This is a genomic window from Dokdonia genika, from assembly GCF_042652845.1.
GTDB classification, from domain to species: Bacteria; Bacteroidota; Bacteroidia; order Flavobacteriales; family Flavobacteriaceae; genus Dokdonia; species Dokdonia donghaensis.
Genome location: NZ_JBHSHB010000012.1, coordinates 190,451 through 212,880 on the forward strand (window position 1 = coordinate 190,451; position 22,430 = coordinate 212,880).

At 38.0% G+C, this 22,430-nt stretch carries 25 protein-coding genes; 17 read left to right on the plus strand and 8 right to left on the minus strand.

Translation table 11 applies throughout. The annotated features are described in order from the left end of the window. Nucleotides 1-35: 35 nt before the first annotated feature. From ACFO5T_RS07705 to ACFO5T_RS07720, 4 genes are all read left to right on the plus strand, one after another. Nucleotides 36-815, plus strand: a complete 780-nt coding sequence (locus ACFO5T_RS07705) for an SDR family oxidoreductase (RefSeq protein ID WP_380033365.1) — start codon at nucleotides 36-38, stop codon at nucleotides 813-815. Beyond that, entirely contained in the window at nucleotides 816-1,277 is a 462-nt protein-coding gene (locus tag ACFO5T_RS07710; protein WP_375252293.1) for a DUF1648 domain-containing protein, read from the plus strand. A gap of 79 nt (nucleotides 1,278-1,356) precedes the next feature. Further along, nucleotides 1,357-2,448, plus strand: coding sequence for an amidohydrolase family protein (locus ACFO5T_RS07715; RefSeq protein WP_035327734.1), 1,092 nt, complete (start codon nucleotides 1,357-1,359; stop codon nucleotides 2,446-2,448). Between the two features lie 66 nt (nucleotides 2,449-2,514). Beyond that, nucleotides 2,515-3,156 (plus strand): O-methyltransferase, encoded by a 642-nt coding sequence (locus tag ACFO5T_RS07720; RefSeq protein WP_380033368.1) that lies wholly within the window; start codon nucleotides 2,515-2,517, stop codon nucleotides 3,154-3,156. Between the two features lie 111 nt (nucleotides 3,157-3,267). Here ACFO5T_RS07720 and ACFO5T_RS07725 read toward each other — a convergent pair whose 3' ends face one another. The 3 genes from ACFO5T_RS07725 to ACFO5T_RS07735 all read right to left on the minus strand — a co-directional run bounded on the left by ACFO5T_RS07725 (nucleotide 3,268) and on the right by ACFO5T_RS07735 (nucleotide 5,774). Beyond that, nucleotides 3,268-4,812 carry a S8 family peptidase gene (locus ACFO5T_RS07725; protein ID WP_380033370.1) on the minus strand — a complete coding sequence of 515 codons (1,545 nt, stop codon included), beginning with the start codon at nucleotides 4,810-4,812 and terminating at the stop codon, nucleotides 3,268-3,270. A gap of 122 nt (nucleotides 4,813-4,934) precedes the next feature. Then, nucleotides 4,935-5,492, minus strand: coding sequence for a phosphatase PAP2 family protein (locus tag ACFO5T_RS07730; protein ID WP_380033372.1), 558 nt, complete (start codon nucleotides 5,490-5,492; stop codon nucleotides 4,935-4,937). Next, a complete protein-coding gene (locus tag ACFO5T_RS07735; protein WP_035327726.1) occupies nucleotides 5,493-5,774 on the minus strand; it encodes a Sec-independent protein translocase subunit TatA/TatB in 282 nt (93 codons plus the stop codon). It lies immediately after the preceding gene. 317 nt (nucleotides 5,775-6,091) lie between these two features. On the opposite strand from ACFO5T_RS07735, the gene ACFO5T_RS07740 reads away from it, so the two are divergent. Beyond that, nucleotides 6,092-6,955 carry a sigma-70 family RNA polymerase sigma factor gene (locus tag ACFO5T_RS07740; RefSeq protein ID WP_035327724.1) on the plus strand — a complete coding sequence of 288 codons (864 nt, stop codon included), beginning with the start codon at nucleotides 6,092-6,094 and terminating at the stop codon, nucleotides 6,953-6,955. Nucleotides 6,956-7,201: 246 nt separating this feature from the next. Next, nucleotides 7,202-7,861: a ribulose-phosphate 3-epimerase gene (gene rpe, locus ACFO5T_RS07745; RefSeq protein WP_380033375.1), complete on the plus strand. Its 660-nt coding sequence runs from the start codon at nucleotides 7,202-7,204 to the stop codon at nucleotides 7,859-7,861. A gap of 76 nt (nucleotides 7,862-7,937) precedes the next feature. Here rpe and ACFO5T_RS07750 read toward each other — a convergent pair whose 3' ends face one another. Both ACFO5T_RS07750 and ACFO5T_RS07755 read right to left on the minus strand, forming a co-directional pair. Next, a complete protein-coding gene (locus ACFO5T_RS07750) occupies nucleotides 7,938-8,639 on the minus strand; it encodes a Bax inhibitor-1/YccA family protein (RefSeq protein WP_380033377.1) in 702 nt (233 codons plus the stop codon). A 135-nt stretch (nucleotides 8,640-8,774) separates the two neighbouring features. Beyond that, on the minus strand, nucleotides 8,775-9,308 hold the full coding sequence (locus ACFO5T_RS07755) for a hypothetical protein (RefSeq protein ID WP_380033379.1): 534 nt from the start codon (nucleotides 9,306-9,308) through the stop codon (nucleotides 8,775-8,777). Between the two features lie 191 nt (nucleotides 9,309-9,499). Between ACFO5T_RS07755 and ACFO5T_RS07760 the strand changes: the two genes are divergently transcribed. The 3 genes from ACFO5T_RS07760 (at nucleotide 9,500) to ACFO5T_RS07770 (ending at nucleotide 12,220) form a co-directional block, all read left to right on the plus strand. Further along, complete coding sequence (locus ACFO5T_RS07760) at nucleotides 9,500-10,201, plus strand: DUF4331 family protein (RefSeq protein WP_380033381.1); 702 nt, start codon at nucleotides 9,500-9,502, stop codon at nucleotides 10,199-10,201. Nucleotides 10,202-10,222: 21 nt separating this feature from the next. Next, nucleotides 10,223-10,846 carry a hypothetical protein gene (locus ACFO5T_RS07765; RefSeq protein WP_380033383.1) on the plus strand — a complete coding sequence of 208 codons (624 nt, stop codon included), beginning with the start codon at nucleotides 10,223-10,225 and terminating at the stop codon, nucleotides 10,844-10,846. A 63-nt stretch (nucleotides 10,847-10,909) separates the two neighbouring features. Continuing rightward, nucleotides 10,910-12,220: a tetratricopeptide repeat protein gene (locus ACFO5T_RS07770; protein ID WP_380033385.1), complete on the plus strand. Its 1,311-nt coding sequence runs from the start codon at nucleotides 10,910-10,912 to the stop codon at nucleotides 12,218-12,220. A gap of 256 nt (nucleotides 12,221-12,476) precedes the next feature. Here ACFO5T_RS07770 and ACFO5T_RS07775 read toward each other — a convergent pair whose 3' ends face one another. Together ACFO5T_RS07775 and ACFO5T_RS07780 are read right to left on the minus strand one after the other, a co-directional pair. Next, nucleotides 12,477-13,268, minus strand: coding sequence for an anti-sigma factor (locus ACFO5T_RS07775; RefSeq protein ID WP_380033387.1), 792 nt, complete (start codon nucleotides 13,266-13,268; stop codon nucleotides 12,477-12,479). After that, entirely contained in the window at nucleotides 13,265-13,804 is a 540-nt protein-coding gene (locus ACFO5T_RS07780) for an RNA polymerase sigma factor (protein ID WP_038599750.1), read from the minus strand. Before ACFO5T_RS07780 ends, ACFO5T_RS07775 begins: the two co-directional genes overlap by 4 nt. A 156-nt stretch (nucleotides 13,805-13,960) precedes the next feature. Between ACFO5T_RS07780 and ACFO5T_RS07785 the strand changes: the two genes are divergently transcribed. From ACFO5T_RS07785 to cysM, 3 genes are all read left to right on the plus strand, one after another. Continuing rightward, nucleotides 13,961-14,359: a DUF983 domain-containing protein gene (locus tag ACFO5T_RS07785; RefSeq protein WP_380033390.1), complete on the plus strand. Its 399-nt coding sequence runs from the start codon at nucleotides 13,961-13,963 to the stop codon at nucleotides 14,357-14,359. Nucleotides 14,360-14,460: 101 nt separating this feature from the next. Continuing rightward, nucleotides 14,461-15,261 (plus strand): serine O-acetyltransferase EpsC, encoded by an 801-nt coding sequence (epsC, locus tag ACFO5T_RS07790; RefSeq protein WP_380033392.1) that lies wholly within the window; start codon nucleotides 14,461-14,463, stop codon nucleotides 15,259-15,261. Further along, complete coding sequence (gene cysM / locus ACFO5T_RS07795) at nucleotides 15,254-16,132, plus strand: cysteine synthase CysM (RefSeq protein WP_380033394.1); 879 nt, start codon at nucleotides 15,254-15,256, stop codon at nucleotides 16,130-16,132. Before epsC ends, cysM begins: the two co-directional genes overlap by 8 nt. A 60-nt stretch (nucleotides 16,133-16,192) precedes the next feature. Here cysM and ACFO5T_RS07800 read toward each other — a convergent pair whose 3' ends face one another. Next, nucleotides 16,193-17,068, minus strand: a complete 876-nt coding sequence (locus ACFO5T_RS07800) for a sterol desaturase family protein (RefSeq protein ID WP_380033396.1) — start codon at nucleotides 17,066-17,068, stop codon at nucleotides 16,193-16,195. Between the two features lie 272 nt (nucleotides 17,069-17,340). Between ACFO5T_RS07800 and ACFO5T_RS07805 the strand changes: the two genes are divergently transcribed. The 5 genes from ACFO5T_RS07805 to ACFO5T_RS07825 all read left to right on the plus strand — a co-directional run bounded on the left by ACFO5T_RS07805 (nucleotide 17,341) and on the right by ACFO5T_RS07825 (nucleotide 22,344). Continuing rightward, nucleotides 17,341-17,976 (plus strand): Crp/Fnr family transcriptional regulator, encoded by a 636-nt coding sequence (locus ACFO5T_RS07805; protein ID WP_380033398.1) that lies wholly within the window; start codon nucleotides 17,341-17,343, stop codon nucleotides 17,974-17,976. 70 nt (nucleotides 17,977-18,046) lie between these two features. Further along, nucleotides 18,047-18,856 carry a sulfite exporter TauE/SafE family protein gene (locus ACFO5T_RS07810; protein WP_380033400.1) on the plus strand — a complete coding sequence of 270 codons (810 nt, stop codon included), beginning with the start codon at nucleotides 18,047-18,049 and terminating at the stop codon, nucleotides 18,854-18,856. Nucleotides 18,857-19,033: 177 nt separating this feature from the next. Then, complete coding sequence (locus ACFO5T_RS07815; protein ID WP_380033402.1) at nucleotides 19,034-20,446, plus strand: MBL fold metallo-hydrolase; 1,413 nt, start codon at nucleotides 19,034-19,036, stop codon at nucleotides 20,444-20,446. Nucleotides 20,447-20,609: 163 nt separating this feature from the next. After that, nucleotides 20,610-22,019 (plus strand): MBL fold metallo-hydrolase, encoded by a 1,410-nt coding sequence (locus tag ACFO5T_RS07820; RefSeq protein WP_380033404.1) that lies wholly within the window; start codon nucleotides 20,610-20,612, stop codon nucleotides 22,017-22,019. A 10-nt stretch (nucleotides 22,020-22,029) separates the two neighbouring features. Beyond that, on the plus strand, nucleotides 22,030-22,344 hold the full coding sequence (locus ACFO5T_RS07825; RefSeq protein WP_038599732.1) for a rhodanese-like domain-containing protein: 315 nt from the start codon (nucleotides 22,030-22,032) through the stop codon (nucleotides 22,342-22,344). The last annotated feature ends 86 nt before the right edge of the window (nucleotides 22,345-22,430 follow it).

Consider the following 22,430-nt stretch of genomic DNA (forward strand, 5'->3'; position numbering starts at 1 on the left):
AACAGATTAGTTCGCTACGCTCGCAATCACATACTATGAAACTAAACCTAACTAATAAAAATGCACTCGTCTGTGGCTCTACAGCAGGGATCGGACTAGCAACCGCAATGGGTCTAGCTGAAGAAGGTGCAAATGTAACCCTTGCTGCTCGTACAGAAGAGAAGCTCAAAAAAGTAATCAAGCAGTTACCTAATAACGGCTCACAAAAGCACAGCTATGTGGTGGCAGATTTTACAAATCCGCGACAGGTGGCAGCTGCTGTTTCGGCAACGGGTAATGTGCATCACATATTAATCAATAACACGGGTGGCCCTCCAGGCGGACCCATTGTGGATGCAGATGTTACCGCTTTCGCGAAAGCGTTTACACAACACCTACAAACCAATCATCTATTAACACAAACCTTACTCCCAGGAATGAAAGCCGAAGGATATGGGCGTATTATTAACGTGATTTCTACCTCTGTAAAGCAACCGCTAGATGGTCTAGGCGTGAGTAACACGATACGTGGCGCCGTAGCAAACTGGAGTAAAACTATGGCAAATGAACTAGGACAATACGGCATCACTGTAAACAACGTGCTTCCTGGCGCAACCGCTACTGGTAGACTCTCTGAGATTATAGAAAACAAAGCAAAAAAGACTGGAAAATCTATAGAAGAGGTATCTCAAGCTATGGCAAACGCTTCACCAGCAAAACGTTTTGCAAAGCCAGAAGAGGTAGCAAATGCGATTGTTTTTCTAGCTAGTGAAGCTGCTTCATTTATTAATGGAATAAATGTTCCTGTAGATGGAGGGCGCACAAAAAGCTTGTAGATGGATATTAAAAAGATTTTTTGGATACTAAGTTGGCTCGTGGCGGGAGTTACCTTTGCGATGATTTTGATACACTATGGAGACATTCCAGACGAGGTACCTATGCACTTTGATGCGACTGGAGTGGCAGATAGATATGGGTCAAAAAATGAACTTTTTATCTTACCCGCACTTAGCGTCTTACTTATCTTACTATTCCAGTTTATGACAGGCAAGTCTATAAAGATTAATAAGCATAAGCAAGGGGTTAAAAATGAGGCACAGGTTACCGTTACAAAAACCTTTATGTCACAAATGGCGCTGTATTGCACCCTACTTTTTGGGTGGCTGGTTTATCAATCTATGGCAGTTGCCGTGGGTAAACAGACGGGATTAAGTAGTTATTTTTTGGTTGCAACCTTTGGCGGTTTTATTATACTACTCGTCTTATATTATATACAACTCAAGAAGGTAAAAGAGTAAGGCGGTACTCGTATAATAATTGTATTTTTAAAAACACAACAGCGATTGCGTAGTACGCTTTCGCGAAAGCATACTCAATATGTCACATAAAAAACTTCGCATAAACGGTCACTCTCACCTACTTCCCTACCCTGAGGAAATTCCTCAGTTTATGAAAGACAAGGGGATTTTTTGGGTAGACAAAGACCGAAAGTTTATGCTCCAAAAAGACTGGAGCAGACCTGTGACAGATTCTAGTTTTTTCTTGCACGAAAAACTAGAATGGATGGAACGCAACAAGGTAGACCACGCGGTGGTACTTAACCTATCCCAGCTCTATGGAAACGGACTACGTCTAGAGGAAATGAAGCAAGCACTTAAATTTCAAAACGACTTTAATGCGCGAGTACAACAAGATCACCCAGATAAATTTACAACTGGTTTTGTGGTACATCCAGGGTTTGTGCGTGGGGCATTATGGGAGATAGAGCGATGTGTGGAAGTGCTAGGTATGGATTTACTATGCTTGCCTACACACTATATGGATACCATCGGGACGTGGCGATGTATTTTTGATGAAGAAAATGAACCTATTTTTGAACTTGCAAGCAAGTATAATCTCGCAGTAGAGATTCACCCGTATGATGGTGAGAAGTTTATAAAACTACAGAATACAAACTGGCGTTTTCACCTCATCTGGATGCTTGCACAATGTGCAGATGCTTACCACTTTCTTACGCTTAATGGCTATGCAGATAAGTATCCAGGTATGCGTGTGTGCTTTGCACACGGTGGCCAACTAGCACAAATAAATCTAGGGAGACGTATACAAGGTTTTGACGGAAGGCCAGATCTTTTTGAAGGAAAAACACACCCACGTAAATCTGTGGGGCATCCTAATATCTTTTTTGACACCCTAGTACACGATACAAATTCGCTTAAAATGGTGATAGAAAACCAAGGAAGCAAGCAGGTAGTTATGGGACTTGATGATCCATACCCGCTAGGTGAAATGGAAAGCGATAACCAGAGTAGTTATCCTGGTAAGATATTAGATCTTGCTTTAGAACGCGAGATTATTAATGCTACCGAGTATGACCAGATATGGGATGATAATGTTGTGCGCTGGCTATATGGAGATGATGAGAAGCGCAAAGAAGCTTTCAGGAAAAGAATATTAGGCGAAAAATAAATTATTGCATTACCTAGACCTATCTCAAAAGCGATAGGTAATTTTGCCCTTTCAAACTTATTTATAATGCATTTTTTACCAGAGGAACTTGATGATTATGTGGTTGCCCACTCGGCGCAAGAACCAGCTCATCTCAAAGCGCTTACAAAGGAAACCTATCAAAAGATACTACAACCACGTATGCTTTCTGGTGCGTATCAAGGTAGAGTGCTTAGTATGATAAGCAAGCTAGTAAACCCAAAAAACATTCTTGAGATAGGGACTTTTACAGGCTACTCTGGCTTATGCCTCGCCGAAGGTTTACAACAAAAAGGGCATCTACACACCATAGATATTAAGGAAGAACTTGTAGACTTCCAGCGCAAGCATTTTGACGCTTCGCCTTACGGATCACAAATTACACAGCACCTCGGTCAAGCATTAGATATCATTCCAACCATTGACACTACTTTTGACCTCGTTTTTATAGATGCAGATAAACGCAACTACATTAACTACTATAATGTGATTATTGATAAGATGAACAAGGGTGGCATTATCCTCTCTGATAATGTGCTCTGGAGCGGCAAAGTGGTTGAACCACTTAATGAGAAAGACATAGACACTAAAGTGTTACTGGAGTATAACAAACTACTCAATGAAGACAAACGTCTAGAGACCGTTCTATTACCTATAAGAGATGGTCTTACGGTGAGTCGTGTGAAGTAGTATATTACTCGTCTTAATTACGCTTTCGCGAAAGCGTAATTCTAGACATCATAAAAAAAGGTCTCATTGATGATTACAATGAGACCTTTGATATTCAAAATGACATCCTATTTACTGTACAGCTTGGTAGGCATCTATATTACCATAACCGTACTTACTACTCGTATTACCATATAAGTCTGATGACTGGCGTAGCCTATTAAGAACCTGCTGTCTTGACCAGTTAGGATATTTTGACCAAACCATCGCTGCTACGCCAGCCATAGTTGCTGTAGCTACAGATGAGCCACCTACATAATCACGTTGCCCCTGGTTAAAACCTATCACTGGTGTTGTTCTATCATCATTACTATCGCGTTCCATCACGATTGTAAATTCTATCTCGTTACCGTCGTGGCAAATATCACACTCTCTATAACCTCCAGACCAGTCTGTCACTCCTGTCACTGCAATAGCCTCTGGCATACTTGCTGGAAAAATAACTGGGTACCAGTTTGTAGCACTGGTGCTTGTGCCTCCTGCAGCAAATATGAGTTTACCACGACTATATGCATAACGTACAGCATCTCTTACATTACCTATACTCCAAGGGTAACCTATAGACATTGAGATAATATCTACATCACTCCTATCTGCAAGTGCTCGTAATGCGTTAGACACCCCTTTGCGCTCGTGATAATCATTAAGAACAACATCAGATGTTCCTCTATACATTACAAGATTTGCATCATAAGCTACTCCAGAAGGAAGTCCATCGTTGTTGCGAGGTCCTGCGGCGACTCCTGCCATACTTGTACCGTGACCACAACGGTCATTTGGTCCATCTAGATTGTTAGACCACCACCAGGCAGAGTCTATATAAGTTCCATATTTTTCTACCGTTCTTCCGTTTATAGAAGCTCCATCTCCAAAACTGTTACCCAGCAATGGCTGGTTAGGTGAAAGACCTGTATCTATAATACCTATTGTAATACCTGCACCACGAGAGCGCCCCCAAGCGCTGGCTATATTGTGACGATCAAACGTCCAAGGTACAAGTGCTCCCGGCCATATACTCCTATAATCTGCACTATTAAGGGTACTGCCACTAGTATCACAACCTGCGCTGCGTGTTTGAGTAGGCGCCGGCTTTGCTCCTTGTGGAGTAGTGATGTCATAATAAGAATAACCGTTAGGTTCTAAATACCTCACTCCATCTGAGGCTATGAGTTCTCTTATAGTTTCTAATTTTGTGACCTCAAGATCTAGGACATTAAGAACCTCATCTTCTTTTACTCTGAAATCTTTTTTGGCAACTTGCTCACTGCTTTGAACTAGATCTACAAGACCAAGCCTTGTGGCATCAAGACGGTCATTTTTTTCTGTTCTAAAGCTCTCACCTTTTTCACCATAACCTATGGTTAGGACTTTACCTCCGTGCACTGTGGCACTCCAAAGCACATTGGCCGGGACTTCACTCCAAGAGAATGATTGTTTTTCATAAAATGACTGGTTGATTAAGGCGTTAATCTCTTCGATAGTTAAGAACGTATCTGAATCTTGAAGGTTTACCTCTACATTTTCTGTAAGAAGGTCTGACGCTTCATCTTGATCTTTTGTACAAGAGAATGCCGCAAGAAGGCACAGTCCAAGTACTAAGGAGTTAGCTTTTTTCATATTGATTGGGTTTGTGTTGAAATCACCTCAATTTATTAAAAAATTAATAATTATGCGTGCATAATATTAAAATCATAATTTTTTATATGAAATTTTAAAGAATACGTTTTTGTTGGTAACAATTAAGCCTTTAACAGCAAGCGCCTACCTAGATATTTCCAAAAAACAAAGCCTATAGTAGTTCCTACAAGTGCACCTACAAATATGTCACCCGGATAATGGACTCCCACAAGAATACGACTCATAATAAAAAGTAGTGGCCAGATATAAAATAAATACACCCACTTAAACCTTGATCGCAATGCCAGTACAACAAATGTGGTTATTGCAAAAGAAACAGCTGCGTGACCGGAAAAAAAGCTAAAGTTACCAGGAGTTTGTAATACCCGTATAAGATCTGAAAGTTCTGTATTATTATTAGGCCTCAATCTACCTACTGTATTTTTTACAAGTTCTGTAACACCTAGTGTTGTGACAAAAACTAAGAGTGTTATACCTACACCTATAAATGCCTTGCGGCGTGTGTAAACTATAAAAAAGAGAATAAAAAAGAGAATGTAGAGCGGTGTCCAGTGCTCAATCTTGGTGACAAAGATCCAGAAAGCATCATATTCTTCTATACCCAGACTGTTAAGGTATATAAATAATGACCTATCCCATTGCTGGAGTTGCTCCCACATCTAGAGCGATCTTTTAATAGGCCCCGTGATGTCGTTTATATCTTCTTTTGCCTTATCTATTTCTTTCTTGATATCCTTAGTTACATCAAGATCTATATCGTTACGCTCTGCAGTTTTAGTTATTTCAGATTTGATATCATTTGTAGCGTCTTTAATCTGACGCATACCTTTCCCTAGACCACGTGCGATTTCTGGAACTTTATCTGCACCAAAAACCATAATCACTATAAAAATAATGAAGGCAATCTCGGTACCCGAAATAAAAAGAGGTAAGCTTATCATAGGTTGCAAAGATATTTAATAGCAATATGGTTTAAAAGCTTTATATAATATTATTGAGTCTCCAAAAGTTGTGTTTTACGCTTTCGCGAAAGCGTAACTCCTTAACTTCACATTTATAATACATTAAACTGTATATACTTGCTAAAGTTTAAACTACTGATAACAATAAGTATAAAAACCAGTGTTTTGTGAGGTTCAAAAAAACGCCCTAAGCTATAACTAAAAAACCACTTAAAAAAAACTTTAAGATTTTTGTAACATTTTGCAACTTTGCCTCGTATAATAAATGAACGCTAACCCAAGTTTATTTCGGCCCTATGAGACAGCTTAAAATTACTAAGCAGGTAACAAACAGAGAGACTGCTTCTTTAGATAAGTACCTACAAGAAATAGGTAAAGTAGATCTTATTACTGCTGAGGAGGAGGTAGAACTAGCACAGCGCATAAAAGCGGGTGATCACCGTGCTCTGGAACAGCTCACTAAGGCAAATTTGCGTTTTGTAGTTTCTGTATCAAAACAGTACCAAAATCAAGGGCTTACACTACCAGATCTTATTAATGAGGGTAATCTAGGACTTATCAAGGCGGCACAACGCTTTGACGAGACACGTGGGTTTAAGTTCATATCATATGCTGTATGGTGGATAAGACAGTCTATCTTACAGGCACTAGCAGAGCAGTCACGTATAGTAAGATTACCACTTAACAAGATAGGCTCAATAAATAAAATTAATAAGACTTTTGCTTTTTTAGAACAAGCTAACGAGCGTCCTCCTAGTCCTGAAGAGATTGCAAAGGAACTGGATATGACGATAAAAGACGTAAAAGAGTCTCTTAAAAACTCTGGACGTCACATAAGTATGGATGCTCCTCTTGTAGAAGGAGAAGATTCTAATCTTTATGATGTATTAAACTCTGGAGAATCACCTAACCCTGACCGTGCTTTATTGCACGAATCTCTTAAAACAGAAATAGAGAGAGCGCTAGAGACCCTTACCCCTCGTGAAGCAGATGTGGTGAGACTCTACTTTGGGCTAGGAGACCAACGACCTATGTCGCTAGAAGAAATAGGAGAAACCTTTGACCTTACTCGAGAACGAGTTAGACAGATAAAGGAAAAAGCTATACGTAGACTCAAGCATACCTCAAGAAGTAAAATTCTTAAAACATATCTGGGATAAACGTGATATATGCATCGATAAAGTGCATAATCTCTTAAAGTTTCAGTTTAACTTTTTGTAAAATAAAAGTTTTGGTATCTTTACCGCACTAATGTAAGTAATTAACGCCTCTGGCGACTTAATAACCGCAACAACAGTTTATCATAACTGTTCGTTTTTTGATTGATGAATGAATCCCCGGCTGATTACCGGGGATTTTTCATTTCAATATTTAGATAATCTTATCTTTACCCTAAAGAATCTTTTATGTCTTCAAAACTCATAGCCCCTTCTATACTAGCAGCAGACTTTGCAAACTTGCAACGTGATATAGAAATGATAAATAATAGCAATGCAGACTGGTTTCATATAGATATTATGGATGGTGTTTTTGTGCCTAATATCTCTTTTGGTATGCCAGTACTTAGAGATATCACTAAGCACGCTAGTAAGCCTATAGATGTGCACTTAATGATAGTAGATCCAGATAGGTACATACAGACATTTGCAGATCTGGGAGCAGATATTCTTACCGTACATTATGAGGCTTGCACGCATTTACACAGAACACTACAGGCTATAAAAGATGCTGGTATGAAAGCTGGTGTAGCACTTAACCCACACACACCTATATCTCTACTAGAAGATGTAATAAGAGACATTGATCTAGTATGTGTGATGAGTGTAAATCCTGGTTTTGGCGGTCAAAAATTTATAGAAAATACTTATGATAAAGTGGCTGCGCTCAACTCTCTCATTATAAGAAAAGGTGCGACCACGCTTATAGAAATAGACGGTGGTGTAACAAATAAAAATGCTTCACAACTTATTGAAAAAGGAGCAGATGTGCTCGTAGCCGGAAGCTATGTTTTTAAGGCCGAAAATCCTGTTACCACAATTAAAAATCTAAAATCACAGATTATATAAGTGGTCAATTAAGTAAATAAAAAAGCCATCGCTTATACAGCAATGGCTTTTTTTGTTTTTATAAAACTTGGTATTACTAGTCTCTTGACATAAATATTCTAAGTATGTACCAAAATAATAACATAAGTGATGCAAATAAGCCTAAGGCAGCACCGACATACTGCTCCTCATCATATTTATGAACCATATTTGAGGTTGTATAAAGTATAGACCCTGCAGCAAGAGCAACCATCCCTACACTAAACCAGAGTCCTAAGTCAAATCCAAATAACAAACCTGCAACCATAAGACCTAGAGCAAGAAAGAAACCTATAGTGAGTATTGATTTTAAAAACGAAAAATCTTTTTTTGTTATAATCACCACTCCAGATAACCCCGCAAAGAGTGCAATAGTCATTACAGCAGCTTTTTGAAGCATCTCAACACCATCTATCATTGAGAAAGCAATGAGCAATAAGGGTATGAAAATAAAGGCTTCGGCCACTACATAGATACCTAGCGCTAGATAATGCTTCGTCTTATCACGGGAGTTAAGTGCTAGGCCTTCGGCATAGTTTGTAATAAACATAAATGCTCCCAGTAATAATAACCAACTCCATCCACCCGTAAGTGACATTGCAAAGTTTACTATAACTGGTGATTGAAAAAATAAGTACTCAGTAACGATAAATAGTAATACCGCTAGCGCAACATATGTGTAGGTTTTGCGATAAAAATCTACGCGCTGCTCGTCTGAGAGTGCGCTTACTGGTAAAAATTGAGGTTGTGGTGATTCCATATAAATATATTTGATTGATGATTAATAGTTTCAAATGTAATAAAAGATGTTTTACGCTTTCGCGAAAGCGTAATTAAAACCTACAAGCGCCTATTAGTCTATAGTTGTACCTAATAGGTATAGTTTAAAGGATTCTTACTTCTTTGAAGAAGCTCCTTTAAAGTTTTGAGAGCTATTTTTGAATAAGACATTAAAAGTGGTAAGACTTCCGTAGATGCGGGTAATATACTGTTGCAGGTCTATCTTATCTTGATCATCAAGAGTTTTACTCGCGTTTATCTTTTGCTCCATCACACGTATACGGTCGCGCACCATCACGATTTTATGAAAGAAACTATCTATAGGGATTTCTTTTGAGGCTAGGCTACTATCCTTTGGATTCATTGTGAGGGTACCTCCTCTCCACTTATCTGCTAGTGGCACGACCTCAGAGATGTCACTATATCTTTTTAACAAGTCTCTTAAAGACTTCTCTATTTCATAAAAACTTACAGTATCTACCTCGTCTTCTATAGCTTCTATCACATCAAAATGATCATCTAGCGTGATGGTCTCTAGACCACCGTCTATAAAGGTAACCCAATATAACTCTGATGTTACGTTTGTGATCACCCCTTTTCCAAGTTTATGGTGATCTATTCTACTCCCTATTCCTAATAATGTATTCATTTACTATGGTGTTTGTATAAGGTCTAAGGTATTATACTCTATTGAAAATTGCACAAACTGCTTGTAAAATTTGTGTAAAGAGGAATTATAGAATGCTATTTTTAAAAATTATGTTAACAAGAGTTTAACGTATGCCATAAAACCCATAGCACATAAGCTGCGTAGATATCTGAAATAAATAACATACAACAATGAAAACAGTATCAAAAATTCTAATTGCCAGCACACTTGTTGCTGGAGTGGGTGCCCTAATCGCGGCAGACCACCTAGATGCACCAGCTGTGGGAGGAACCACGGCAGACATCACAGATTATTTTGCCTTTGAAAGTGCAGAAAATGGAGACAACACCGTATTTGTAGCAAACGTACAGAGCTCGCTAGCGCCTGCAGGTAACGACGCAACATTTGACGAGAACGTTCTAGTTGAGTTTAATATAGATAACACGGGAGATCTTGTAGAAGATCGCGTGATACAAGCTATAGCTAGAGATGGGAGAATGTACTTTTTTGGCCCATATGCGCCTTCTACTACTGGATTAAATAGTACTATAGATGCATCTCAAATGATAGGTTCGGTAGCGATTACTACAGATGGTAATGCTATTACAGAAACTACAGAAGGTGGTATTAAAATGTTTGCAGGCCCTAGAGAAGATCCTTTCTTTTTTGACTTTGGAACTTTTAATGCTGTTATAGGCGGAGATTCAGAAAATAATGGACCTAATGGAGGTTTTCAAACTGCTGAAAATGCAGTAGACACCTTTGACGGCACAAATGTGCTATCAATAGTTGTAGAAATCCCTAACGCCCTTATAGGACCTACAGTAGCTCACCCAGCAGGGTTTGATGTACAAGTATGGAACACTTGGGTAGAAGCAAAAAGACAACAATAATATTACTAAAGACACATAAAGATGAAATTACAAAACATAAAATACCTATTAGTAGGTGCTGTACTCGCAGGGTTTGTATCGTGTAACGATGATGACGATTTATTTATACCAGCACCAGAAGAACAAATGGAAATGGAGGAGCTTAACTTTGAAGGAACTTTTGCTCAAGAAGACCAGATGGGAAGAGCCGCTATAAACACCGTTCTTAATGGAGATAGCGCTTCAAAAAACAGCTTTAACCTTACAGTACCGTCTGAGATGGTAGCAAACTTTCAGCAAGGGTTTCTTGATAGAGCAGTTGCATTACACGCTGCTTTTGGTGTAGAATATGAAAATAATGTATTAGGTCTAGATGCAACAACACTTACAACAGTTCTCGCGGCAGATGTATTACAAGTTGCGCCAGATGCACCTACTACATATATAGATGGTGATGGTAATGTACTTACTGGTCGTAATCTTACAGATGATGTTGTAGATGTATCACTTATACTTCTTTTTGGAGGTAATAATGGTGACCGTTTTAATGGTCAAGATCTTGATAATGATGGTGTGGCAGATTTACCAATACTTGTTACAGATAATGTATCAAACACTGGTGAAAACCCAAGCACCACGTTCCCATACCTAGAAGGACCTCACTAGTCCCTAACAAATAATGATAAAGGGACTGAAGTTTTTCAGTCCCTTTTTTTAATAAAACAAACTATGAAAACACGCCAACTACCACATACAAAATACCTCATAGTGCTATGTACATTAATCTTTCTCACGTCGTGTCATAGCCATAAGAAGGAAATCCTCACAGATCAAAATGATTATAATGCATATCTCAACACCTCAAATAGTAAAGTAATTTCAGAACTTAATGATCAAGTTGCCTTCTGGAACAGTCGTATTAAAAAAGACAGCTCGCAAATAATAGACTTAAGTAAAAGCGCAGGAACTTACGCCGCCCTTTTTAATCAAAATGCAGATATCGAGATGCTCAAAAAGGCTGAGCAAAATTTGCACAAAGCTGCACAAAAAGCGGCGATAGGTAAAGACAATTATCTACGCGCTCTCGCTCAAAACTATATCACTCAACACCGTTTTAAAGAAGCAAAAACTATCATAGACTCTGCCGCACAAGTAGGCGGTGAAGTAAGCGCTAGCAACTTTGTATTATTTGATGTAGCAATGGAGCTAGGTAAGTATAAAGAAGCAAAAACACTACTAGACAAAGAAGCAGACTTTTCTAACTACAATTACTTAATAAGACTTGCAAAGTGGGAAGACTACAGCGGTAATCTAGACGCCACCATACAGCATATGGAAAACGCAATGCGCATCGCAGAGCGCAGCAATATTCCAGATCTTAAAATATGGGTATATACAAACCTAGCAGATTATTATGGTCACGCTGGTCGCATAAGAGATTCTTACAACCACTATCTTAAGACTTTAACTTTAGACCCTTCTAACGCTTACGCGAAAAAAGGAATTGCCTGGATTACATATTCATATGAGAATTACCCTCAAGAGGCATTACGAATTATTGAAGCGATTGAAAAAGACACTAAAAGTCCAGACTATACCTTATTAAAATCTGAAATCTATGAGTATATAGGCGATCACAAAACTTCCGAAGATTTAAAGAAGGAATTTATAAATAGTGCCACTGCAATAAACTACGGTGATATGTATGGAGCTTATCTTGTAGAGCTTTATGCATCTCAACCAGAAACAGCAGATAAAGCAATTACTCTAGCAAAAAAGGAAGTGAGCAACCGCCCCACCCCTATGTCTTATGATTTACTAGCCCACGCACACTATGGAAAAGGTGAGTACAAGCAAGCACTTAAAATTGTACAAGACCACGTAATAGGTAAAACATATGAGCCAGCGGCACAGTTTCACACAGCACAAATCTATAAAGCACTAGGTATGCAAAAAGACCTCACCACTATTAAAGAAGAACTATTAGAAACAAGTTATGAGTTAGGACCAGTAACCTACTCACAAATAAAAAATTTATAATAAGAAACCAAGACACAAGCATTTACGTAAGTATTGATATAGTATAAAAGCTATAAGGTTGGATAGTTTTTTAGTTTGTTTGTGAACGATCTACTTTTTTAAGTAGGTCGTTTTTTTTTGCTCATAACCCAACTCAGATTAAGAAATCTAATTCACATTAACATATATATTAAAGATGAGTTAGTGAGTTATATGAGACAAACGAGAAGACACAGAATTGCGACTAGCGTCTTAAATATAACATCTAAGAAGAATATTAAGAGGTTACTACACCCAGCGTATATAATTGCTCAAGAGTAGGAGATTCACTACCTCCGGCAGGTTCTAGTGTGATACCAAATGCTTCAGACTGGTTAGGATTATCAAGTTCAAAGATTTGATTTCCCGTAACATCATACTTGTCTAGTATCCCTAAGCTGGTAGGCGTGAGTGGTTCTAAAGTAAGCGACCATACTTGATACACCTTTCCTTGTGGAGGTTCTGGAAGACCTTTTACATCTATATAAGCTTTACCATTTTCTTTATCCCAGTACACAGATGCATATGCTTCTGGTGCAACGGCCTGAGCTCCTAGTGGTACAGCGATAAGATCTTGCTGTCTTATCACGTTAAGGATATCCTTTGTTTGTTGTAAATCAGATTCGGCTACTTGGGTTTTAGACTCTTGTAATAATAACTCTCGCTCTGTATCTACAAGCTGGTTTTCTAGCTTACTGTTTTCAGTGTATAAATAACCTACACCAGCAAGTAAAAGAATGGCAGCTGCCCATAATATTATGGTAGGTATTGGAGTTCGCTTTCGCGAAAGCGGTATTACTTTACCATTTATACCTATATACTTTCTTAAGTTGCTAAAGTCTGCCACCTGAGCCGGAGCGGCTGCGCTGGCAAGTTTCATTAAGCTATTTTCTATAGAAACTACTTCTTGTAAGAGTACAGGATTTTGAGCTACGATGTGAGCAACCTCGACCATCTCTTCCTCAGGAAGGATCCCATATACAAAGAGTTCTAGCACTCCTGAGTCTATATATGTTTGTGGGTCTTTCATTCTACTCCTACGATATCTCTTAATTTTTTTATGCAGATTCTATTTCTTGTTTTTACGGTTCCCAGAGGAATATCTAGCTCTTCGGCTGTTTCCTTTTGGGTATACCCTTTAAAAAACAAAAAGTGAATTATCTTTTTACAAAGCGGCTCTAAAACGTCTACAAATTTTTGAATCCCTATGGCGTCTACAGAGGTATTAAAACTCCCTCTCGCTTCAAGAATATCTACGAAATATTCGGCTGTATGGTTTTTACGTTGATTTTTAAATGCCTTGGATCTTGTTTTATCTATTGCACTGTTGCGCGCTATGTTGAGCATCCAGGTAAAGAATCTACCTTTCTTTGGGTTATAACGATCTGAGTTATTCCAGATTTTTACAAAAGTGTCTTGTAGTACCTCTTCAGATAATTCTTTATCGTGCAGTATACTATTAATAACTCCAAAGAGGCTCTCACTATACAGCTCATATATCTTCTCAAAAGACATAGCGTCTTTTTGAAGAAATCTAGCAATTAAAGCATCTGGTTGTGTCATCATAGGGAACGACTAAGGTAATAATTATGCTTAAAATAGAAATATAAAACTCACTATTTAATATTCTTTCTCCCTCGCGGTTATATTATCTCTCCTTATGTAACAATAGTTACTTACAAGGTCGTAACAACCCGTTATTTTTACATAAAACTTCTTATTATGCTTAAAGGAACCAAACTATATAGCGTGTTATTTATGAAATGCCCGGTGTGCCAAGAAGGTGATTTTTTTAAAGGGCATCCTTATAAGTTTAGCACAATGGGTAAAGTACACAAGCGTTGCTCTTGCTGCAATACAAAGTTTGAACTTGAAACGGGTTTCTACCAAGGGTCTTACTATGTTTCTTATGCTCTAGGGGTTGCATTATTTATGGCTGTAGTTGTACTAAATTATATTTTTAGAGAGGAGCTTACTCCATCTTCACTTATGATATCTTTTGTGGTATCTCTTATCGTGCTTTTCCCGCTTCTTTATGCACTATCTAAAATTATCTGGGCACAGTTTTTCTTTAATTATGATAAATCCCGTAAAAAGGCAGCTAATACTATAGACTCTTAAATAGACCTGCATAGCTACTACTAACATAGCGTTTATAATTACCTTATTTTTGTATCATAATAAGTCTAATAAATTAGGCACATCACCAGATTTTATAACTTATGGAGGTATCACACCTTGTAGATGCAATAAATGCTCATAAAAAAGAAGTACACGTTACTGTACGGTTAAAAGAGGAGTCACAGCGATTTGCTCAACTTCTTTTTAACACACTCTTTGATGTTGAGACAGATGTACAGACATCACTTATAGAACTAGAAGTTTTATTTACTACTATAAGAGACCTAGCTTGTCCAGAGATAAAGGGAAAGCCCTGTAAGACTTGGACAGATTTTATGCAAGTGATACCTACTATTTGCACTAATCTCAAAAAAGATGCACAGGCTATACTTGCAAATGATCCTGCTGCACAATCACTTGAAGAGGTTTACCTTGCCTACCCTGGCTTCTTTGCCATATCAATTTATAGAATGGCAAGAGAATTTTACAATCTGAGCCTACCACTCATACCAAGATTAATGACAGAGTATGCTCACCAGCTTACAGGTATAGATATACATCCTGGCGCTACCATAGGTGACTCTTTTTTTATAGACCACGGTACAGGTGTAGTTATAGGAGAAACGGTAGAGATACACAATCACGTAAAATTGTATCAAGGAGTAACGCTAGGAGCGCTTATTGTGACTAAAGAATTACAAAACACAAAACGCCACCCTACTATACTAAACAACGTAACCATTTATGCAAATGCTACTATACTAGGTGGTGATACAGTAATAGGTGAGCACAGCGTTATAGGAGGTAACACCTGGATAACCTCATCTATAGAGCCACATACCTTTGTCGTACATAGACCAGAGCTACAAGTATCTACAAAACAAATAAGAAAAAATGAATAAAACACTCATAGATAGAATAGGTAATACACCACTTGTAAAGTCTACTACGCTTAATACAAACCCAAACGTAGCCCTATATTTTAAACTTGAGGGAAATAACCCTGGAGGGAGTGTAAAAGATCGTGCTGCTCTTAATATGATTAAGACGGCTCTAGATGCTGGTGAGATTGATAAAACGTCAAAACTCATTGAGGCTACAAGTGGTAATACGGGTATCGCGCTAGCTATGATTGCAGCCATTTATGGTCTAGATATAGAGCTTGTAATGCCAGAAAGGGCTACCAAAGAGAGAGTACAAACTATGCGTGCTTATGGTGCAAAAGTAACGCTACATCCAGACGGTATAGAAGGCGCTCGAGATTATGCTATCGACAAAGTAAAAAATGAAGGCTATTACAGCTTTAACCAGTTTTCTAATGATAATAACTGGAAAGCACACTACAAGTCTACAGGTCCAGAAATCTGGAGAGATACAGATGGAGAAGTAACTCACTTTGTATCATCTATGGGCACAACTGGTACCATTATGGGTACCTCAACCTATCTCAAAGAGCAAAATAAGGATGTAGAGATAGTGGGCGTACAACCCACAGATGGTTCTAGAATACCCGGTATACGTAAATGGCCAGAGGCTTATCTCCCAGCTATATTTGACGCTTCAAAGGTAGATCGTGTTCTTGAAGTAAGTACAGAAGAAGCAATTGCAATGGCTAGACGTCTCGCAAAAGAAGAAGGTATTCTTGCGGGTATGAGCAGCGGTGGCGCTACAGCAGCAGCACTTAAACTGGCAAGCACGCTTGAGAGTGGTATTATTGTAAGTATTATATGTGACCGTGGTGATAGATACCTTTCATCTGAGCTTTTTGAATAGATAGCCCCGATTATCGATTGTTTATTTGTAATTACGCTTTCGCGAAAGCGTACTACTCCCCTATTGTTGTCCTTTTTTGAAACCGTAGGTGTTTTGACTCACAAAGTCTTTTGGGAAAACCTCATCTCCGGGAAAACCTAGTTCTATGGTACCGCTATCTTCAGGTATATAATCTGTCTTAAAAATATAGTCCCATACACTTAGAGATATTCCAAAGTTTACTCCATAACTTCCTTCGGGAATGGTATATGCGTGATGATATAAGTGCATTACGGGATTATTAAAAATATACTTTAAAGGCCCCCAGGTAATCTTAATGTTTGCGTGATTTATGTGACCTATTGCTATTGCAATAAAGTGCACGATGTATGCCTGCGTAGGTTCAAAACCAAAAAGAATCATTACACCAAATGTCTTAAGTGGTTTATAGAGAATATTCTCCATCCAGTGATAGCGCAAGTGTGCTGCAAACCCCATTTCTTTTACACTATGGTGCACCTTGTGATACTTCCAAAAAAAAGGATATTTATGTAATAAGGTGTGTGTAAACCATTGCACAAAGTCTAGTACAACAAAAAAGACGAGTAACTGGCTCCACATAGGCCAAGAAGATGGATCAAAGAGCGCTAGAGAATCTTCGCTTATCCCTATATCTTCAAAACCAAGTTGCAATAGCTTATAAAAACCGCTTATTGCTATTGCAAACAAGAAAAAATTAAAGAACATATAAAACCCATCTAGCCAGAAGTCCTTTCTAAAAACAGATTGCTCCTTCCTCCAAGGGAAGAGTATTTCCATAGACCATACAAGTAACGATAAAATGATAAGCCCCCAGAAGTAATTCGAATACCACGGGACTTCATAAATGACAGATTTCCAGGTCCAGTCTATGGTACCTAGAATTGCATCTTTAAAACCTATCATATATTTTTCCATATGTTCTTAACTAGAGTGCTAGACTTTTACACGTATAAGTAGACGTAATTTGCTAGTAATCTTACAAACTTTGCTACCTTTTAAAGTGCTCATCTCATTTTGTAAAATTAATGAATTCTATATCTTTCTTACTGTAACTTTTGTTACTTAAAGGACATTAGAATTAGGTTAACTTTACAGTACAAAAAATACAGTAGTAATGTAATGCTTCATAAAAACTGAAGTATCTATCATCATAATTGTAATTTACAAACTGACTTATTTATATATAAATGATTCAAGAACTTAAGCAAAATTACGGTCACCTTTTTGAAGACGACTTAATAAACGAGATTGCGCAAGTAGGGACTTATAAAGAAGTTCCCGCTGGCTTTAAACTTATGGAGATAGGCTCTTACATAAAAGGAATGCCTTTACTTATCTCTGGTGCTATAAAAATATTGCGAGACGATAAAGAAGGAGATGAGCTCCTACTCTACTACCTAGAAAAAGGTGATACCTGCTCTATGACTATGAGTTGCTGTCTTGGGCAAACAAAGAGTGAGATTAGAGCCATAGCAGAAACAGATACTAAACTTATAATGGTACCTGTCCAAAAAATGGAATTATGGACCTCAAAATATAAATCTTGGAGAAATTTTGTTTTTGAAAGTTACCACACGCGTCTCAACGAGATGTTACATACCATAGATACTATTGCTTTTAACAATATGGACCAGCGCTTACTAGATTATCTTAGAGAGAAATCTAGAGTTAATAAAGATAACAGCATACGTAATACTCATCAAGAAATTGCAGGAGAACTACACAGCTCGAGAGTAGTTATATCCAGGCTCCTCAAGAAATTAGAAAAACTAGGAAAAATAGAATTACATAGAAATTATATAGAAATCATAGATTTAGACTAGCTATGTAACCTTTGTTACTGCCAGTAGTTTTATATCAGAATACATTTGCTGTAAAATACAAAGTTTCATTATGGAAGTTTTAGAAGTATTAGGATATATAAGTGCTCTCATTATAGGCATTTCTTTAGGTCTCATAGGTGGTGGTGGCTCCATACTTGCGGTACCTGTTCTTGCATATTTGTTTTCTGTAAACGAAAAAGTAGCAACTGCATACTCTTTATTTATTGTAGGTGCCAGTGCGCTCGTAGGCGGACTTAAACAGCATCTTAAAGGATATGTAGACTGGCGTACTGCAGTAGTATTTGGTATTCCTGCTATTGTAGGAGTTACAGTGGTAAGGCATTATGTAGTTCCAGCTTTACCAGACGTTTTATTTACCATAGGTGATTTCGATTTTACACGCAGGATGGCAATGTTTGGCCTCTTTGCTATACTAATGATACCAGCGGCTTTCTCAATGCTCAAAAAGCGTAAAGAATGCCCAGAAAAAAATGACGGTAAGGTTTCTTATAACTATCCTCTTATCTTAATAGAAGGATTACTAGTAGGTGCTATTACTGGTATGATAGGTGCTGGTGGTGGTTTTTTAATCATACCTGCCCTAGTAATACTTGCAAACATAAAAATGAAAGTAGCCGTAGGGACATCACTCATAATCATAGCATTTAAATCTCTTATGGGCTTCTTTTTAGGTGACGCTTTAACGATGGATGTAGACTGGGTATTTCTCTCCATTTTTACACTAATCTCTCTTGTAGGAATTTTTACAGGCAGTTATTTAAGTAATTTTATAGATGGACAGAAGCTCAAAAAAGGTTTTGGTTACTTTATCCTCGTGATGGCGGTATTTATTTTCTATATGGAGTTCTTTGTTAAATAACTCAAGCCTCAACACATTATACAAAAGACCTTCTCACGAGGTCTTTTTTTATTTACAGCCATATAATATGACAAATGTCATAGTTTTATAATTACCTCCCTCTCTGTAACATAAGTGACCAAACTACTCATAAAAGCCTACTACTTTTATAGTGTTTAACATTAAAATCTATTCACAATGAAAGTAGAACAAATTTATACCGGATGTATAGCACACGCTGCATACTATATAGAAAGTAATGGCGAGGCAGCAGTGTTTGATCCATTAAGGGAGGTACAACCATATATAGATCGTGCACAAAGTGACAATGCAAAAATTAAGTATGTTTTTGAAACTCACTTTCACGCAGATTTTGTGAGCGGTCATCTTGATTTAAGAAAAAAAACCGGTGCAGAGATTGTATTTGGTCCTGGAGCCAAACCGGCTTATGAAGCTACAATAGCAACAGATGGGCAAATCTTTTCTATAGGTGATTATAAAGTAAAAGTAATACACACCCCTGGTCATACTATGGAGAGCACTACCTACTTACTCATAGATGAAAATAATTCTGAACACGGCATCATAACTGGTGACACACTCTTTATAGGAGATGTGGGTCGTCCAGACCTTGCTCAACACGTAGTGTCAGATCTCACAGAAGAAAAACTTGCAGGCCACCTTTATGATTCTCTTAGAAATAAGATACTACCGCTCGATGATAATCTCATCGTTTACCCTAATCACGGTGCTGGGTCTGCCTGCGGAAAAATGATGAGCAAGGAAACTACAGACACACTAGGCAACCAAAAGAAGTATAACTACGCTCTTCAAGATATGAGTAAAGAAGAGTTTATAAAAGTGCTACTAGATGGACTCACTGCTCCTCCAGGATATTTCCCGCAAAATGTTCTTATGAATATTAAAGGATATGAAAGTCTAGATACCGTGATGAGTAGAGCTACAAAAGCCCTTACTCCAGAAGAGTTTGAGCTTGTCGCAAATGAAACTGGTGCTCTTATGCTTGATACTCGTGATGCCTCAGACTTTGCTTCTGGATTTATACCTAACAGTATTAACATAGGACTAGATGGCAATTTTGCACAATGGGTAGGTGAGATGATTCCAGATGTAAAACAAGAAATTTTACTCATAACCTACCCAGGTAAGGAAGAAGAAGCAATCACTAGATTATCTCGCGTAGGTTATGATTATGCCATAGGTTATATCAAAAAAGGTTTTGGCGCTTGGAGAGAAAGCGGTAAAGACATTGAGACCACAGCCCGCATAAACGCAACAGAGCTAGCTGCACGTTACAAAAGTGAGCAACCACTTATAATAGATGTGCGTAAAAAGAGTGAATATGACTCTGAGCATATAGTTGATGCTATAAACATACCACTTAATGAGATCAATAAGCACCTTGCTCAGTTTCCGAAAGAGACTCCATTTATAGTACATTGTGCTGGTGGTTATAGAAGTATGATAGCAGCTTCAATTTTAAAACAGCGTGGGTGGGACAACTTTGTAGATGTTACTGGCGGTTTTAAAGAGATTGCTGAGACAAGCATCCCAAAAACTGACTATATTTGCCCTACTACGTTACTATAAAGTAGCACGTATTATGATAAACTCCTATTAACACTTGGTAATAGGAGTTTTTATTAATTTTACCCTATGTAACTTAGGTTACTGTAAAGACACTACTTGTATTATAATTTTACACTATTAATTATTAGTACGCTTTCGCGAAAGCGTATCCAAAAATATACTTATGAACGTTGAACAAATCTACACAGGATGCTTAGCACAAGGTGCCTATTATATAGAAAGCAAAGGTGAAGTTGCTATAATTGATCCTTTAAGAGAGGTAAAACCTTATCTTGATAGAGCAAAACTTGATGATGCAAAAATCAAGTATATTTTTGAAACTCACTTTCACGCAGATTTTGTGAGCGGTCACGTAACACTAGCCAAAGAAACAGGCGCTCCTATCATATATGGTCCTAATGCAAACCCTTCTTTTGATGCAATAATTGCAAAAGATGGTCAAGAGTTCAAGGTGGGTGATGTAACTATTATAGCATTACACACACCAGGACACACGATGGAAAGTACAACTTACCTTCTTAAAGACAAAGACGGCAAAGACCACGCGATTTTTAGTGGTGACACTTTATTTCTAGGAGATGTAGGAAGGCCAGATCTTGCTCAAAAAATGGGAGAACTCACAGAGCGCGACCTTGCTGGTTTCTTATATGACAGCTTACGCACTAAAATAATGCCCCTTGCAGATGATGTTACAGTATATCCAGCACACGGTGCGGGATCTGCTTGTGGTAAAAATATGATGAAGGAAACCGTAGACACTCTAGGGAACCAAAAGCAAATGAACTATGCCTTGAGAGCAGATATGACTAAGGAAGAGTTTATAAATGAGGTTATAGATGGACTATTACCGCCACCTCAATATTTTCCGCTCAATGTAAAAATGAACAAGGAAGGCTATGAAGACATACAAGATGTTTTAAAAAGAGGTACACAAGCCTTATCACCACAAGCTTTTGAGGCTGCTGCAAATGAGACGGGGGCCATTGTACTAGATGTACGTCATCAAGATGAGTTTGCAAAGGGTCATATACCTAGGTCTATTTTTATAGGTCTCAAGGGAGGTTTTGCTCCGTGGGTAGGAGCCCTTATTGCGGATGTAAAGCAACCTATATTACTAGTGACAGAACCTGGCAAGGAAGAAGAGACAGTGACACGATTATCACGTGTAGGTTTTGACAACACACTGGGGTACCTCAAGGGTGGTTTTGATGCCTGGAAAAAGGAAGCTCTTGAGTATGATACGGTAAGCTCTATAACGGCTGCACAGTTTAAGTCTGATCTTGAAAAATCTAAAAAACCGGTATACGATGTACGTAAAGAGAGTGAGTATTTATCTGAGCGTGTAAAAGACGCTCACCTCACACCTCTAGATTTCTTAAATAATCACCTTGCAGAGTTTCCAGAAAACGACACTTTTTATGTACACTGTGCTGGAGGATATAGAAGTATGATTGCAGCATCTATTTTAAAAAGCAGAGGCATACACAATCTTATAGATGTAAAAGGTGGTTTTAAAGCCATAAAAGAAGCTGGTGTACCTGTTACAGATTTTGTGTGTCCAACAACATTATAAAACTTTTAAAATGAAAAATATAAATCAAGCCGAATGGCAAGAACTCATTGCAAATGACAGTCAGGCTGTAATTCTAGATGTAAGAACTCCTGGAGAGTGTGCAGAGGGTATACAGGCTAATGCTCAAATGATTGATTTTTTAGACCAACCCTCGTTTATGGCTTCTATAAAAGAGCTTGACACCTCAAAAAATTACTACATCTATTGCAGGAGCGGTAATCGTAGTGGGCAAGCTTGTCAAATACTTGATAATATGGATGTACAAAGCACATACAATCTTACAGGTGGAATGATGGCCTGGACAGGAGAAACGGTAGCACCATAACGCATAATTTGCCTCATTATAATTAAGGCTTATTATTTTAAATTAGTGAAGAAAAAAGTGACTGTACAAACAGTCACTTTTTTTTG